Origin of the sequence: Nonomuraea solani (assembly GCF_900108335.1) — a bacterium.
Lineage (GTDB): Bacteria > Actinomycetota > Actinomycetes > Streptosporangiales > Streptosporangiaceae > Nonomuraea > Nonomuraea solani.
Genome location: NZ_FNVT01000002.1, coordinates 305836 through 320715, shown reverse-complemented (window position 1 = coordinate 320715; position 14880 = coordinate 305836). Strand labels below are relative to the sequence as shown.

At 71.3% G+C, this 14880-nt stretch carries 11 protein-coding genes; 9 read left to right on the top strand and 2 right to left on the bottom strand.

What is annotated here, in order from left to right; translation table 11 throughout:
- Nucleotides 1-22: 22 nt before the first annotated feature.
- Nucleotides 23-2035, bottom strand: coding sequence for an N-acetylmuramoyl-L-alanine amidase (locus tag C4V41_RS07100; RefSeq protein ID WP_103955665.1), 2013 nt, complete (start codon nt 2033-2035; stop codon nt 23-25).
- Nucleotides 2036-2283: 248 nt separating this feature from the next.
- Between C4V41_RS07100 and C4V41_RS07095 the strand changes: the two genes are divergently transcribed.
- The 6 genes from C4V41_RS07095 to C4V41_RS07070 all read left to right on the top strand — a co-directional run bounded on the left by C4V41_RS07095 (nt 2284) and on the right by C4V41_RS07070 (nt 8313).
- Nucleotides 2284-3423 (top strand): DUF418 domain-containing protein, encoded by a 1140-nt coding sequence (locus C4V41_RS07095; protein WP_200823811.1) that lies wholly within the window; start codon nt 2284-2286, stop codon nt 3421-3423.
- Nucleotides 3424-3434: 11 nt separating this feature from the next.
- Complete coding sequence (locus C4V41_RS07090; protein ID WP_103954968.1) at nt 3435-4637, top strand: sensor histidine kinase; 1203 nt, start codon at nt 3435-3437, stop codon at nt 4635-4637.
- Nucleotides 4634-5257, top strand: a complete 624-nt coding sequence (locus C4V41_RS07085) for a response regulator (protein ID WP_103955663.1) — start codon at nt 4634-4636, stop codon at nt 5255-5257. Before C4V41_RS07090 ends, C4V41_RS07085 begins: the two co-directional genes overlap by 4 nt.
- 81 nt (nt 5258-5338) lie before the next feature.
- On the top strand, nt 5339-5620 hold the full coding sequence (locus C4V41_RS07080) for a hypothetical protein (protein ID WP_103955662.1): 282 nt from the start codon (nt 5339-5341) through the stop codon (nt 5618-5620).
- 12 nt (nt 5621-5632) lie between these two features.
- The gene (glmS, locus tag C4V41_RS07075) at nt 5633-7453 is read left to right on the top strand and encodes a glutamine--fructose-6-phosphate transaminase (isomerizing) (RefSeq protein WP_103954967.1); all 1821 of its coding nucleotides are present in this window, start codon (nt 5633-5635) and stop codon (nt 7451-7453) included.
- Nucleotides 7454-7524: 71 nt separating this feature from the next.
- Complete coding sequence (locus tag C4V41_RS07070; RefSeq protein ID WP_235029957.1) at nt 7525-8313, top strand: SAM-dependent methyltransferase; 789 nt, start codon at nt 7525-7527, stop codon at nt 8311-8313.
- Here the strand turns inward: C4V41_RS07070 and C4V41_RS07065 are convergent.
- Nucleotides 8298-12203, bottom strand: a complete 3906-nt coding sequence (locus C4V41_RS07065) for a S8 family serine peptidase (RefSeq protein WP_103954966.1) — start codon at nt 12201-12203, stop codon at nt 8298-8300. The two genes, C4V41_RS07070 and C4V41_RS07065, sit on opposite strands and share 16 nt — an antisense overlap.
- A gap of 158 nt (nt 12204-12361) precedes the next feature.
- Here C4V41_RS07065 and C4V41_RS07060 point away from each other — a divergent pair, with 158 nt between their 5' ends.
- From C4V41_RS07060 to C4V41_RS61715, 3 genes are all read left to right on the top strand, one after another.
- The gene (locus C4V41_RS07060) at nt 12362-13330 is read left to right on the top strand and encodes a helix-turn-helix domain-containing protein (RefSeq protein WP_103954965.1); all 969 of its coding nucleotides are present in this window, start codon (nt 12362-12364) and stop codon (nt 13328-13330) included.
- A gap of 90 nt (nt 13331-13420) precedes the next feature.
- Complete coding sequence (locus C4V41_RS61720) at nt 13421-13810, top strand: hypothetical protein (protein ID WP_160150209.1); 390 nt, start codon at nt 13421-13423, stop codon at nt 13808-13810.
- Nucleotides 13811-13911: 101 nt separating this feature from the next.
- Nucleotides 13912-14880, top strand: coding sequence for a Bug family tripartite tricarboxylate transporter substrate binding protein (locus C4V41_RS61715; protein WP_160150208.1), 969 nt, complete (start codon nt 13912-13914; stop codon nt 14878-14880).

Sequence of the window (14880 nt, the reverse complement as noted above, 5' to 3'; positions counted from 1 at the left end):
CGAGCGGGCCGCGGAGGCGAATTCAGCCGATCATGCGGACGTCCTTGGCCATCACGAACATGACCCGGTGGCCGAGCTGGATCTGGTGGTAGCGGATCTTGCCGGTGGTCGTGACGTGCCGGGCTGGGTTGAAGGCGTTGGCGGCGTAGTAGGAGCCGGTGATCGTGTCACCCACCGTGTACGTCTGCCCCGGCCCGATCCGATACTTCAACGGCGTCAGCGGCTGGTACGACGCGCTCTTGTACGCCGACTTCTCCGGGTACGCCCGCCCGTACACCTTGACGCCCGCCGACAGCGGCGTGACCATCGGGCCCTTGGCCGGGATGGCGGTCGGAGCGGCGGCCGGGTTGAGGAACCAGGCCTTCTGGCCCAGGTACCAGATGGCCGTCCAGTCGCCCTGCCGCCCCGCGACGGCGTACCGCTGGCCGGTCGAGGCGCGGGCGCTGTGGTCGTACACGCTGTACGTGCTCGGCTTGCCCGGGTGTTTGCCGAGGTCGGTGACCAGGGGAGCGGTCGCGCTCGGCGAGGTGTGCAGCCAGACGGTGGCGGCGCCGTGCGCGGGGCAGGCCTGCGCGGCCTTGGTGCTGACGCAGCCGGTGAAGTGAGGGCGGTTGGCGGTGTACGACGGGCGGATGATGATCGAATCGCCGTTCTTGGCGGCCTTGAACGGCTTGTTCATGAGCTCGAAATAGTGCGCCCAGTCCCAGTACGGGCCCGGGTCCTCGTGCATTCCGGCGACCGTCTTCTGGCTCGTGCCCGGCACGTTGTCGTGGCCGAGGATGTGGGCGCGGTTGAGTGGGACGTGGTGCTTGTCGGCCAGGAACCTGACCAGCCGCGCCGACGACCGGTACATCGCCTCGGTGTACCAGGCGCCGCCCTTGGCCAGGTAACCCTCGTGCTCGATGCCGATCGAACGGGTGTTGACATCCCAGTTGCCCGCGTGCCAGGCGATGTCGTTCGTCGGCACGTGCTGGGCGACATGTCCGTCGCGGGAGCGGATCGTGTAGTGCCAGCTCACGTACTTCGGGTTGCGGATCATGGAGGGGATGCCCTGGTAGGAGCCCTCAGTGTCGTGGATGACTATGTAGTCGACGGCGCGGGAGCGGCTCAGGTGGTCGTGGTTGCCGTAGTCCCGGTTCTTCTTCTTGCCGAAGCGTTTGTGGGCGGCGGGCATCCACTCGCAGGTGAGAGTGGTGGGGCATTCCGTGACCGGGCCGGCGGGCTGTGCTTTGGGACCCGCGGCCGGGAAGTCGTCCAGGTCGTCGGTGTCGGATCCCTGGTCTTCGGTGTCGGCCGTCGCCTCGTCGTCGACCGGTGCGGCGTCGGTGTCCAGTTCTTCGCTGGGCGTCGGCAGCGCGTCGGGGTCGGCCTGAGATTCCCCCTCGTCACCGGACGGTACGGGGTCGAGCCGCACGAACTCGCCATCGTCGGTGACCCGCTGCACGCCTTCCTCCATCACCGCGAACACCTCGTCCGCGAACGCCCCCGCCGCCACCGGATCGTCCGAACCCGAATACCGCGCCACCGCCCCGCGCCAATCCACCGGATCGGTGCTCGGCCGATCCTGGTAGGACGCCAGCAGCGCGGCGCCCGCCCGGATGTTCGCGGCCGGGTCGTCGCGCAGCCGGGTGGCCTCCACGCCGGCCAGCCGGCCCGCCTCGGGCAGGGTCGTCCGGGGCGCCGCGGTGCGCAGGGCGGCCGAGGCGGCGAGGTCGTCGGCGAGAGAGCGCGACATCGGTCGGGCGTCGTCGCCGCGTGGATCGCCGAGCGCGTCCAGCGGCAGGGTGTCGCCCTCGGGAAAGGCGTCCACCAGGTGCATCGGCCCGTACCCGCCCGCCGTGCTCGGCCGCCCCCCGTTGGCGTCCCACCGCGACTCCAGGTACGCCACCCCGAGCAGCACGCTCTCCGGCACCCCGAACTCCCGCGCGGCCGAGGCGAAGTCGGCCTGCCTCCCCGGAACGACCACGGTGACGGCCGGTGCGGTGAGCACACCGGTAACGCTGGCGGTCAGTACGGTGGCGAGCCAGAGCTGCATGAACATCTCCCCCAAGAACGTCACGCTGTGACTACTCACCGTAACTATTCCCAGAAAGGGATGTGTCAGACGGGTCGGGTGATACGGATGGGATGCGCCCAGATCCGCAGCCGAGGACCACGGCATCCTCCGAATGGAGGAGGCCGGCCATCGTCCGGCCGGGCGCCGAATCGCGCCCCGTCGCATGATTCGGCGACCGGGTCCCTCCCCGGACACTCGATGGACATCCATCGGACCGAGGAGGAACCGTGACTTCAGCCCTGGAGTTGAGGCCGGTCGAGCAGGGCGCCCGTCAACTCGCCCCCGACCTGGCCAGAGGGGTCATGCTGGCGCTCATCGCCGTCGCCAACTCGGCCATCTACCTGTACGGCCGCCCGTACGGCATCAGGCAGCACATCGTCGAGGACGGCCTGATCGACCACGTGGCGGCGGTGCTGAGCATGACGTTCGTGGACGCGCGGGCGTACCCGATGTTCGCCGCCCTGTTCGGCTACGGGATGGTGCAGATCTGGGACCGGCGGCGCGACGACGGCGAGGGCCGCCGGGTGCTGCGGCGGCGGAGCTTGTGGCTGCTCGCGTTCGGGGCGGTGCACGGCACGCTGCTGTTCTCCGGGGACGTGCTCGGGACCTACGGGCTGGCCGGTCTGGTGATCTGCCGGTTACTGCGGGTGCGTGACCGGACCCTGCTGGTTCTCGCCGCCGTCTGGCTCGTGCCCGTGGCGCTGATGTCCGCCCTGGTCTACAGCACGCCGGAGGGCGTGACCGAGCGCTCGTTCTTCTGGTCGTTCGCGGTGGGGGACCCGCTGACGGCGCTGGCCCTGCGGCCGGTCGAGTGGGTGACGACCCCGCTCGGGATGCTGGGCGTGGGCACCGCCGCCCTGGTCGGCGTGTGGGCGGGACGGCGGCGGCTGCTGACCGAACCCGGCGCGGTGGTGCGGCGGGCGGCGGTGTGGGGGCCGATCACCGGCGTGCTCGGCGGGCTACCCGTCGCGCTGGCCGCCGCCGGGGTGCTCACCGTGCGCGAGCCCGTGGCGATGATGGCGCTCAACGCCGCGCACGTGGTGACGGGCATCGCGGGCGGACTGGGGTACGCGGCGCTGGTCGGCCTCATCGCGCAGCGCGTCGGGGCGCGGCGTGGCCCGGTGGTGACCGCTTTGTCGGCCTGTGGGCAGCGTTCGATGACGTGCTACCTACTACAGTCGGTGGTGTTCGTGGGCTTGCTGGCCCCGTACACGCTCGGATTCGGCGGGAGCCTCGGATCCGCCGCCACGGTCGCGGTGGCGCTCGGCACGTGGGCGGCGACGGTGGTGGCGGCCGAGCTGATGCGCAGGGCCGGGGCGCGCGGACCCGCCGAGACGCTGCTGCGGCGCCTGACCTATCGGCGCTGAAAGGGGGCACGGTGCTCGACTTGGACCGGTTGTGGCGTGTCCTGCCCTTCGGCCTCCTGGCGGTGGCGACCCTGATCGCGGTGGCCGACTCGTCGCTGCCGCCGCCCGACAGGGTCGTCAACGTCGCGCTGTCCGCGACTGTGGCGGCGTGGCACTGGTGGATGGTGCTGGCACACCCTCAGTGGCCGGAGCGGGCACTGGCGCCGATGGCGGTCTATTTCGTCGTGCTCCTCGTGCTGGCGTGGCTGCTGGCCGCGCGCCACCCGGCGTACGCGCTGCTGGTGGTCGCCTGCTTCCCGGCCGCCTTCGTGGCGCTGCCCGGCTGGTACGCCTACCTCGGCGTGGCCGCCACCGCGGTCCTGATCACCGGCGGCCCGCTGGCGTTCACCTCGTCCCAGGTGCTGCCCGCGCTGGTGGGGGCGGCGCTGGCGGGGTTGTTCGGCTGGATCATCAGGGCCATGGAGTCCGAGGTCGAACGCCGCCGCGCCGCCAACCGCGCCCTGGAGAGCGCCAACCACCGCCTCACCCAACTGGGTGCGGAGAACGCCGAACTGCAGGGCAGACTGCTGACCGCCGCCCGCCAGACCGGTGTCGCCGGCGAGCGCGGCCGGCTGGCCAGGGAGATCCACGACACCGTCGCCCAGAGCCTGTCGGGCATCGTCACCCAGCTCGAAGCCGCGGAGGAGGCGGCCGACGACGCCGAGACGGTGCGCCGTCGCCTGGCCGTCGCCCGGAGCCTGGCCAGGGAGAGCCTGGTCGAGGTCCGCCGTTCCCTGGACGACCTGCGCCCCGGGCCGCTGGCGCGGAGCCGGTTACCGGAGGCGCTGTCGCCCCTGGTCGCCGGCTGGGGCGAAACTCACGGGCTGCCCGCGATCTTCACCGTCACCGGGGCCGCCCGGCTGCTGCATCCCGAGGTCGAGGTGACGGTGTTCAGGGCGGTGCAGGAGGCGCTGGCGAACGTGGCCCGCCACGCGGAGGCGGGCAAGGTGGGGGTCACGCTGTCGTATATGGAGGATGTGGTGGTGGCGGACATCCGGGACGATGGTGTCGGTTTCGACCCGGCGGAGGTGGACGGGTTCGGGCTGACCGCGATGCGGCAGCGGGTGGGCCGGCTGGCCGGGAACGTCGAGGTGGAGTCCGCGCCCGGCCAGGGCACCGCGATCAGCGTGAGCGTCCCCGCGATCCCCGCCGCGGCCGGGTGGGAGGCGTCGTGACGGTACGGCTGGTGATCGTGGACGACCATCCCGTGGTGCGTGACGGACTGCGCGGCATGTTCGTGGAGCAGGCCGACCTGGAGATCGTCGGCGAGGCGGGCGACGGCGAGCGCGGGCTGGCCGTGGCCGAGCGTGAACGCCCCGACGTGGTGCTCACCGACCTGCGCATGCCGGGGCTCGCGGGCGCGGAGTTCATCAGGCTGCTGGCCGAGCGGGTGCCGTCGGCCCGGGTGCTGGTGCTGACCACGTACGACGGGGACGACAACGTGCTGCCCGCGGTGGCGGCGGGCGCGATCGGCTACCTGCTCAAGGACTCGCCGCGCGAGGAGGTGTTCCGCGCGGTACGGGCGGCGGCGGTCGGCGAGACGGTGTTGTCGCCGGCGGTGGCGGCCCGGGTGCTCAACCAGGTCCGCGCGCCGGCGCCGGCCGAGCTGACCGAGCGCGAACACACGGTGCTGGGCCTGGTCGCGCGCGGCTCCACGAACAAGGAGGCGGCGGCCGCGCTGTTCATCAGCGAGACGACGGTCAAGACCCACTTGGCGCACATTTACGCGAAATTGGGGGTGTCCGACCGCGCCGCCGCCGTGGCCACCGCCTTCAGCCGCGGATTGCTCCCCTGATCGTCTGATAGGCGTTAATCCCTGCCCGATATCGGGCAGGATGTTGGCGTGTCTCGTTCCAGAGCCGTAGTGTCCTCGTCTGTGTCCACGGCACGGCAGCAGCATCCGTACGAAGATCTCATCGCGCACCTCACCAGGACGAGCCCGCTCGGCCCCGGCGAAGCGGCCCGCGTGGTCGCCGACGTGCTCTCATACTTCTCCGAGCCCGTCGAGGAGTTCGTCCGGCGTCGTCACGGGGAGTTGAAGGCGCGCGGCCGGACCAACGAGGAGATCTTCCCCAGGATCGCCGCCGAGTTACGCGGTCGCCGGGTGGCCGCGCCAGAGCTGTCCCTGAGGCAGCTACGCAGGATCGTTTACGGATAAGAGGAGACCTCGATGTGCGGAATCGTGGCCTATATCGGCCCCAAGGACGCGGCGCCCATCCTGCTGGAGGGCCTGCAGCGGCTGGAATACCGGGGCTACGACTCGGCCGGGGTCGTGGTGTCCAACAAAGGGCTGAAGCTGCGCAAGGTCAAGGGCCGGGTGGCCGACCTGGCGAAGGTGGTGCCGGCCAGGTTCAAGGGCGGCCTCGGCATCGGGCACACCCGGTGGGCCACGCACGGCGTGCCCAGTGACGAGAACGCGCACCCGCACCTGTCCGCCGACCAGCGCATCGCGGTCGTGCACAACGGCATCATCGAGAACGCCGGCGAGCTGCGCGCCAAGCTGGAGGCCGACGGCGTCGAGTTCCTCTCGGAGACCGACACCGAGGTGCTCGCCCACCTGATCGCGCACGCCGTGGACGAGAACGACTCGCTGGAAGAGGCGGTCAGGAAGACGCTCAAGAGCATCGTGGGCACGTACGGCATCGCCGTCATCGACGCCGAGCGGCCCGGCGAGGTGGTCGTGGCGCGCAACGGCAGCCCGATCGTGGTGGGCATCGGCGAGAAGGAGATGTTCGCCGCCTCCGACGTGGCCGCGCTGGTCCGCTACACCCGCCAGGTCGTGCACCTGGAGGACGGCGAGCTGGCCGTGCTCAAGGCCGACGGCTTCCACACCTTCGCCAGCGACGCCCGTGAGACGGCCAAGGAGCCGCTGACCGTCGACTGGGACGCCGGCCACTACGACACCGGCGGCTACGAGCACTACCTGCTCAAGGAGATCTCCGAGCAGCCCGAGACGATGACCCGCACCATGAGCGGCCGGCTCGACGAGCGCTTCCACGTCGCTCATCTCGGCGGGCTCAACATGGACGCCCGCGAGACGCGCGGCTTCCGCCGGGTGAAGATCATCGGCTGCGGTTCGGCCTACTACTCGGGCCAGATCGGCGCGCAGCTCATCGAGGAGCTGGCGCGCATCCCGGCCGACGCCGAGCCGGCCAGCGAGTTCCGCTACCGCAACCCGGTCGTCGACCCCGACACGCTCTACGTCGCGATCAGCCAGTCGGGCGAGACCTACGACACGCTCGCCGCCGTACAGGAGCTCAAGCGCAAGGGCGGCCGGGTCATCGGCATCGTCAACGCCGTGGGCAGCGCCATCGCCCGCGAGGTCGACGGCGGCATCTACCTGCACGCGGGCCCCGAGGTCTCGGTGGCCTCGACCAAGGCGTTCACCTCGACCTCGGTGGCGTTCGCGCTGCTCGCGCTGCACCTGGGCCGGGTGCGCGACCTGTCGCCCGCCGACGGGCGGCGCATCGTGGAGGGCCTGCGCCGCCTGCCCGGCCAGATCGAGCAGATCCTGGAGCAGGGCGAGGCCATCGCCGAGCTGGCCAAGAAGTACGCCGACCACCCGAGCATGATGTTCGTCGGCCGCGTGCGCGGCTACCCGGTGGCCAGGGAGGGCGCGCAGAAGCTCAAGGAGATCTCGTACGTGCACGCCGAGGCCTACCCGGCGAGCGAGCTCAAGCACGGCCCGCTCGCGCTGATCGGCCCCGAGATGCCGACGGTCGCGATCGTCCCCGACGACGAGCTGCTCGACAAGAACCTCACCACGCTCGGCGAGATCCGCGCCCGTGGCGGCCGGGTGCTCATGGTCGGCCACCGCGAGCCCGACGCCAAGCTGGCCGACGACGTCATCGTGATCCCGAAGAACGAGATCGAGCTCGACCCGATCCTGCTGACGATCCCGCTCCAGCTCCTCGCCTATCACGCGGCGGTGGCGCTCGGCCGCGATGTGGACAAGCCTCGCAATCTAGCCAAGAGCGTTACGGTCGAGTAGTCGGGACCAATTAAGCCCAAATTCAGCGCAGACTATCGTTATCTGGCTGGAGACGACATAAATTCGATACTGTGCGGCAGTTCGACCATCAGAGGCCCAATCCCGCACGCATGTACGACTACATGCTCGGCGGGAAGGACAACTTCGCGGTCGACCGCCAGGCCATCGACCGGCTCGCCGAGCTGATCCCGGAGGCGGTCCCGCTGGCCCGCGCGAACCGGGCCTTCCTGCAGCGTGCCGTACGTTATGTGGCCCGCGCCGGGGTCTGCCAGTTCCTCGACCTCGGCAGCGGGCTGCCCACCCAGGGCAGCGCGCACGAGGTGGCGCCCGAGGCCGCGGTGGTCTACGTCGATCACGATCCGGTCGTCGCCGCCCACGCCACGGCCCTGCTCGGGAGCTCCTGCCCCGGCAGGGCCGCTTTCGTCCACGCCGACCTGCTCGACCCCGGCGACGTGCTCGCCGGGGCCGGCACCCTTCTCGACCTGGATCGGCCGGTCGGGGTGCTGCTGGTGTCGATCCTGCACTTCCTGCCCGACTCCGCGCAGCCGCAGCGGGCCGTGGCCGTGCTGCGGGAGCGGATGGCGCCCGGCAGCTTCCTGGTGATCTCCCACGCCACGACGATGGGGCGCCTGGAGGACGAGGAACAGGTCAGGGGCGCCTACCGGGGACCGTCCGCCGGGGGCGGGACCGACCGGTCCCCGGCGGAGATCCGCGCTTTCTTCGGCGACCTCCCGCTGGAACCGCCCGGCCTCGTGCAGGCCACCGACTGGCGGCCTGACCGGCCCAAGCTGGTGGGCGACTGGTCGCTGCCCTCCGCGCTCATGGCCGGCGTCGGCCGGAAGGCCTACCGCACGAGGTAGGCGTCGGTGAGCACCTGCTGAACGGCGTTGCCGTCCCTGTCGCTCGCCTCGACCTTGATCGAGATCTTCGCCGGGCCCTTCGGGTTGACCGCGAGCACCTTGTCACCGGGCAGCACCACGGCCTGGGTCCAGTGCCCGCCGCCGTCGGCGGAGATCCAGGCCCGCCGCAGCGACGGCGACCTGCCGCCGTCCGGCTTGACGGTGAAGGTGAACGGCCTGCCGCCCTGGACGGTGTCGTCCGCCGGCAGCCCGAGCGCGTACCGGAGCCTGATCATCGGCACCTGGGCACAGGGCTGCCGGTCCTCCCACAGCACGGTGTCCAGGCAGGCGTGCGGCGAATCGTCGCTCGCCGGCCGGGCCGAGCGGAACGTCCAGGTCGTCTCGACCTTGCCGTCGGAGACCGCGTCCTTCCACGAGTCCGTCAGCCGGTAGGTGCCCGCGCCGGCGGGGACGGTGTAGTAGGGCACGCCCAGGTCGTCGAACTGCGGCTCGACCTCGGTGTTCCCGCTGAAGAGGTGGACCTCCTCGGTCCCCGGCGCGCCCTGGTAGCGGTGGGTCGGGTCGGAGGCGTCGGAGTAGTAGCCGAAGCCGACCGGGCTCAGCGCGCGCAGCCGCAGCCGGTCGCCCTGGCGGCAGCCGTCGCAGTAGAGGCCCACGCTGATCCAGTCCGGCAGGCCGGGGCCGGCCGCCAACTGCGCGGGCACGAGGGGCTCGTTCCAGTCCTCCCGCTCCCGGGTGGGGCGGGTGAAGCCGCGGGCGGAGGTGCCGTGCCGCGCTTCGCCGGCGGCGTAGTCGTTGAACGCGTAGTCGCGCTCCCACATCACGTCCCGGCCGGGCATGTTGTAGTACTCGGTCCTGGACGTGGGCCCGGCGAAGCCGTGCGAGCCGCGGATGCTGAAGCGCTGCTCGGGCGAGTAGGTGTGGTTGACCTCGGTGAAGTTCGGGTACGGCCCCCACGTCCCGGGCTGCGGCGCGAACCGCGCGTGGTAGGTCGTGTCGATCTCGGTGAGCTCGCGGGCCTTCGGCGCGAAGCTCAGACGGCCGGCCGTGGTCCCCTTCAGGTAGTAGGCCAGCTTGTACTCGAACGGGGTGGTCGGCGTGGCGCGCAGGGCGGCACTCGGGTACGGCCCGCGGGCCAGCGCCGCGCCCAGCCGGTCGGCCTCGCCGGTGTCGATCCACAGCACCGGGAGCTTGTTCTGGGTCGTGTACGCCGAGGCGCTGAGCAGCCAGGCGAACCGGTCGCTGGTGATCACGCCCGCGGCCCCGCCCTTGATGGCCGCCTCCAGATCGGCCAGCAGGAGCTGGAGCGAGTTCCTGGCCGTCAGGAAGATCAGTTTGCCGCGTACGTCCGCGCCGGCGCGCAGGTCGTCACCCGTGGTCAGCCGCAGCCGCCGGTCACTGGCGAACTTCGGCACCAGCGCGTCGTGCTCGCTGACGTAGCGCGGGTTGAGCCGCAGCCCCGGCACGTCCAGCTCGACCTCGGGCGCGCGGCGGATCTGGTCGAAGAGCAGGGTGGAGGTGCCCACCGTGGGTGCCCTCCGTACCGGTGTGACCCAGTACGTGCCCCGGTTGACCGGCTCGTAGCTGAGCAGCGACGCGCCCGCGTACATGCGGCCCGAGGCGGTGGTGCGGGCGTACATCACATTCATGAACACCGGCTCCGACGTGCGCGGCGTGCTCACCCGGAGCGGCTCGGCCTCGGTCGCGTCGAGGGTCACCGTGGTGTCGCCGTCGAGCTTGACCTCGGGGGCGAGCAGGGTGGCGTACTGGAGTTGCCGGCCCGGCTCGGTGTACCACCAGGGCATGTCACCGATGGAGTAGACGCCGCCGCGGGCGAGCCTGAGCTTCGTCTCCACCGTGCCGGGCGTGTCCGTGGCCCGCCAGGCATCGGTCATCACGGTCATCGGCTCGCCGGCGAGGAGCGGGTCGGTGTCGCTGACCCGGAGGGCGGACACCACGCCCGGGTTGAGCTTCCACTCCGGCTTGCCGACGAGCTTGATGCTCACGGTGGCCATCTCGGCCTGCTTGCGGAACGCGATCGGCGCCGTCAGCCGGGCCGTTCCGCCGGTGGCCGTCAGGCGGCCCTCGTACCAGCCGGCGTCGCCGATCGTGGGCTCGATCGTGAGGTCGGCGGTCGCCGTGCCGCCCGCGGGGACGGTCAGGGACGACGGGGTGAGCGTGGCCATCCCGGCGGCCGCCGGGGCGTCGCCGTGCTTCAGCGTCATCGACAGGGCCAGCGTGACCGGCTCCTGGCCGATGTTGCGGAAGGTCACCTTTTTGGTGAGCGTCTGGCCGGTGTACGGGTCGGTGAAGCCGGAGTGCACGGTGGCCAGGTCGTCGAAGACCTGCTGGGTGACGGCCCGTCCGAGGTCCAGCCGTCCCGAGCCCTGGTCGTAGACCGTGGAGTCGCCCGGCTTCGCGGTGCCCGCCAGCGCGTTCTTGAGCTGGTCGGGCGTCCAGCCGGGGTGCTGGGCGGCGAGGACGCCGGCGGCGGCGGCCACGTGCGGGGCGGCCATCGAGGTGCCGGACGCCGCGGTGTGGTGCTCGTCGATCGGGCCGCCGCCGGGGACGCTGCTGCCCTCGCCCAGCGAGGTGCCCGCCGCGCGGGCCGCGATGATGTTCACGCCGGGCGCGGTGATCTCCGGCTTGATCGCGACGTCGTCGCTCACGCGCGGTCCGCGGCTGGAGAAGTCGGCGATCCTGTCGGCCGAGTCCACCGCGCCGACGGTGAGCGCCGAGGTCGCCGCGCCGGGGGAGGCGACGGTGTAGCGGCCGGGGCCCGAGTTGCCCGCCGCGACCACGAAGAGCGTGCCGTACTCGGCGGTCAGCTCGTTGGCGGCCTGACTCAGCGGGTCGGTGCCGTCGGTCGCGTTCATGCTGCCCAGGCTCATGTTGACCACGCGGGCGCGCGCTGTGGCCGCCTGCCACTGCATGGCCGCGATGATCTCGGAGTTGTTGCCGCTGCCGGTGTCGTCCAGCGCCTTGGCGATGGTCAGCCGGGTGCCCGGGGCGACGCCCTTGTACCTGCCGCTGGAGGCGGCGCCGCTGCCCGCGATGATCGAGGCCACGTGGGTGCCGTGGCCGACCCGGTCGGCGACCTCGTCGGGATCGCCGCCGCCCGGCATGCCCGCCGGGACGAAGTTGCGCGCCGAGACGATCCTGTCCCGCAGGTCGGGGTGCGCGGCGTCGATGCCGGTGTCGATGACGCCCACTGTGGCGCCCGTGCCGTCATATCCGGCCGCCCAGGCCGTGGGCGCGCCGATCTGCGGGTTGCTCACGTCGTCGAGCGCCTTGGCCTTGCCGTCCAGCCACACCTTGCGCAGGCCGCTCGTCCTGGCGGTGTTCAGGGACTTCCAGAAGGTGGCGGCCTGCTTCTTGTCCACCTTGATCGCGGCGCCGTCGATGCTCTCCAGCACCATCGGCTCCGCGCCGCCCTTCAGCGACCTGGCCTTGCCCGCCAGGTCGGCGGCCTTGGCGCCGTCCTCGTACTGGACGATGAGCGGGAGCCGGGTGGCCTTGGCGTCGCCGTAGCCGTTGGCGGCCAGGTAGTCGACGTTGAACAGTTCCTTGTCCAGCAGGCCCTTGGCCACGTAAGGTGCGGCGTCAGCGGGGATCACGTAGTAGCCGTGCTCGTCCTGCTGAGCCTGATACGTCCGAGCCTCCCCGCTCGCGCCGGGCTCCAGAGTGGCCGAGGCGCGGCCGGCGCCGTCCTTCGCGTAGACGACGGTGTCCCCGGTGATCAGTGTGACCTTTTCCGGCGCGGCACCGGGCCTGGTGGGAGCGGCCGGTGCGGTGCTCGCGATGGCCGTTCGCGGTGCCGCGACGAGCGGTACGGCGAGGACGGCCGCGAGTAAGGCCGCGAGTCCGCGGTGCCGGGGGGTGGACAGCATGCGTACACCTTTCTCCAGACATGGGAAACGCCGGAGATCGTTTCCACGCTGACCTAATCTGGGAATGAGTCAGGGCACAAGCCCGCCGACCGGGCCAAAACCCGCCAGTTGGCGGTAACCCGCCACCCCCGGGGCCGCCCGGAGAAAGGTCGCCGCCGATGCTCGGAGCGATCGGCCTCTCACCGGCCGAGAGCCGCCTTTACGTGACGCTCGTCGAGAACCCGCGATCATCGGCCGCCGAACTCGCCACGCACTGCGGCGTCTCCACGCCGCTGGCGGCCCGCACGCTGGCGGCCTTCGCGCGGCGCGGTCTGGCCAGCAGGCTGCCGGGCCGCCAGGCGCGCTACGTCGCCGTCACTCCCGACATCGCCATCAGGCCGCTGCTCGCCCGGCGGGAGGAGGAGCTCCAGCAGGTGCGCACCGCCGTCCACGAGCTGACCACGTCGTTCCACCTGGCCTCCCGTTACGCGACGCATCCGGCCGAGCAGGTCGAGGTGGTCATGGGGAGCGACAACATCATCAGCAGGGCGTACGCGCTGCAGGACAGCGCCCAGAGCATGTTCCGCAACATCGACAAGCCCCCGTACGTCATGCGCGGGCACGCCGGCAACGTCGAGCGGGAGCGGCGGATGCTGCGGTCGGGCATCGACTACCGCAGCGTGTACGACCTGGAGTCGCTGGCGGTGCCCGGCAAGCTGCGGCTCGTCCAGGAGTCGATGGCCCACGGGGAGAAGGCCCGGGTGGTGTCCGGGGCGGCCGCCAAGATGTGGATCGCCGACGACGCGCTCGCGCTGATCCCCATCCGCAACGGGGCCTACTCCATCGACGCGGCGTTCATCCTGCACCGCTCCGCCCTGCTCGACGCGCTGATCGCGCTGTTCGAGCTGGAGTGGCGGCGAGGGTTTCCCTTACGCTCGGCGCCGCGTGGTCTGGACCCCGCTCCCGACGAGTCGACCAGGGAACTGCTGGAACTGCTCGCGGGCGGCCTGACGGACGAGGCCATCGCGCGGGCGCTGGGGCTCGGGCTGCGTACGGTGCAGCGCCGCATTCAGGCCGTCATGCAGGACCTGAACGCCATCACCCGCTTCCAGGCGGGCCTGGCCGCCCGGGAACGAGGGTGGATATAAAAGAAGTTTGAACCATTCACCGTCCGCCGTACGTGATGAAGGCGAACCACGCACGTGTCGTTGTCATCATCGGCAGATGGGAATCAGCCCATGTTCCACCGCACGCTCGCCCTGGTTTCCGGCGCGTTACTCGGCGCCGCCCTGCTCACCGGGCCCGCCTCAGCCACCACGGACACCACCCCGCCCAGCGCTCCCGTCCTTCTGACGGTCTTCGAGTTCCAGTTCCTCGAATTGATGTTCTCCTACTCGCTCTCCACCGACAATGTCACGCCGAAGGCCGACATCACGTACGAGCTCTATCTCGACGGCGTATTCGAGAGCGACATCGTCCCGTTCATCCGGCCGCAATTCCCGAACAGCTCCGTGGCGTTCGCCTACGCCGACGAGCCCGGCCCCGTCACGCTCACCCTGCTGGCGGTGGACGCGGCCGGCAACAGGTCCGCGCTGAGCAACGCGATCACGGTGACCGCAGTCGAATAAAACCCGAAAAATCGCGACATTTTGGCCCGAGACGCCGATGTGTAACTCTGCGTAATGTGTCAATAACTTCTAGTAATAGGAGGGCTTGGGGGGAGACACGCATGCGGCGTCGGCGGTTCTTGGCCTGGGGGGCGGGCGTGGCGGCGTGCGCGGCCGGGTGCGGCACGGAACGTGTCACCGGCGCGCCGCGTACCCGCTTCTCGATCAGTCCCGGCGGACGCCGCTGGACCCGGGTGGGGGAGGCGTTCGCCGGGGCGGCCCGCGCGGCCGGGTTCGCCACGGCGTCGTCCGGGGCCACGGCGATGTCCACGGCGATGTCGACAGCGATCACGGTGACCGGCCTGGCCGCGCTGTCCGCCGCCGAGCTGAACAACGGCCAGACCCTGCTCGACACCGCCACCCCGCTGGCCCGGCTCAGCGGCGACGTCGCCGTGGTGATTGTGCCCGGCGGCTCGCGCTTCAAGGACTTCGCGGACTTCGGCGCCCATCTCCTCGCCGACCCCGGCCGTACCCTGCTGGCGGGCGGCCCGCAGGGCGAGCCCGACCACCTGCTGTTCGGCCTGATCGCCAAGGGCCTCGGCGCCGACGCCCGGCAGGTCGTCTACACCGGCTATCCGACCAGCGGCGAGGCCGCCGCCGCGCTGCTGTCCGGCAAGGCGGCGGCCGCCGCCGGCCTGTTCGCCGACTGGCGCGAGCACCTCGGCAAGGGGCGGGTCAGGGCGCTCGCGGTGTCCTCGGCCGGGCGGGTGCCGGGCCTGGACGTGCCGACGCTGCTGGAGTCGGGCGTGCGGGTGGATTTCTCGGACTGGGTGGCCGCCTTCGGGCCCGACGACATGTCCGACGAAAGCCGCGAGCAGGCCGTGCGCATGTGTGACGAGGTGCTCGGATCGCCCGGCTGGCACGCCGCCTGCCTGGCCGCCGGCTGGCTGACGATCCCGCTCGCGGGCGACGACTTCGCCCGCTGGCTCGGCTCCGAGATCGAGCGCACCGGCGCGGTGTTGCGGGACCTCGGGCTCATCGACTCGACGAAGGCCACAACATGCTGGGGTAGTTGCGGGAACGGCCACTAG

Bases quoted from the DNA above. Each gene is read 5' to 3' on its own strand.
- C4V41_RS07100 (WP_103955665.1), bottom strand. From the start codon at position 2,035: ATGCAGCTCTGGCTCGCCACCGTACTGACCGCCAGCGTTACCGGTGTG.
- glmS (WP_103954967.1), top strand. From the start codon at position 5,633: ATGTGCGGAATCGTGGCCTATATCGGCCCCAAGGACGCGGCGCCCATC.
- C4V41_RS07065 (WP_103954966.1), bottom strand. From the start codon at position 12,203: ATGCTGTCCACCCCCCGGCACCGCGGACTCGCGGCCTTACTCGCGGCC.
- C4V41_RS07060 (WP_103954965.1), top strand. From the start codon at position 12,362: ATGCTCGGAGCGATCGGCCTCTCACCGGCCGAGAGCCGCCTTTACGTG.
- C4V41_RS61720 (WP_160150209.1), top strand. From the start codon at position 13,421: ATGTTCCACCGCACGCTCGCCCTGGTTTCCGGCGCGTTACTCGGCGCC.
- C4V41_RS61715 (WP_160150208.1), top strand. From the start codon at position 13,912: ATGCGGCGTCGGCGGTTCTTGGCCTGGGGGGCGGGCGTGGCGGCGTGC.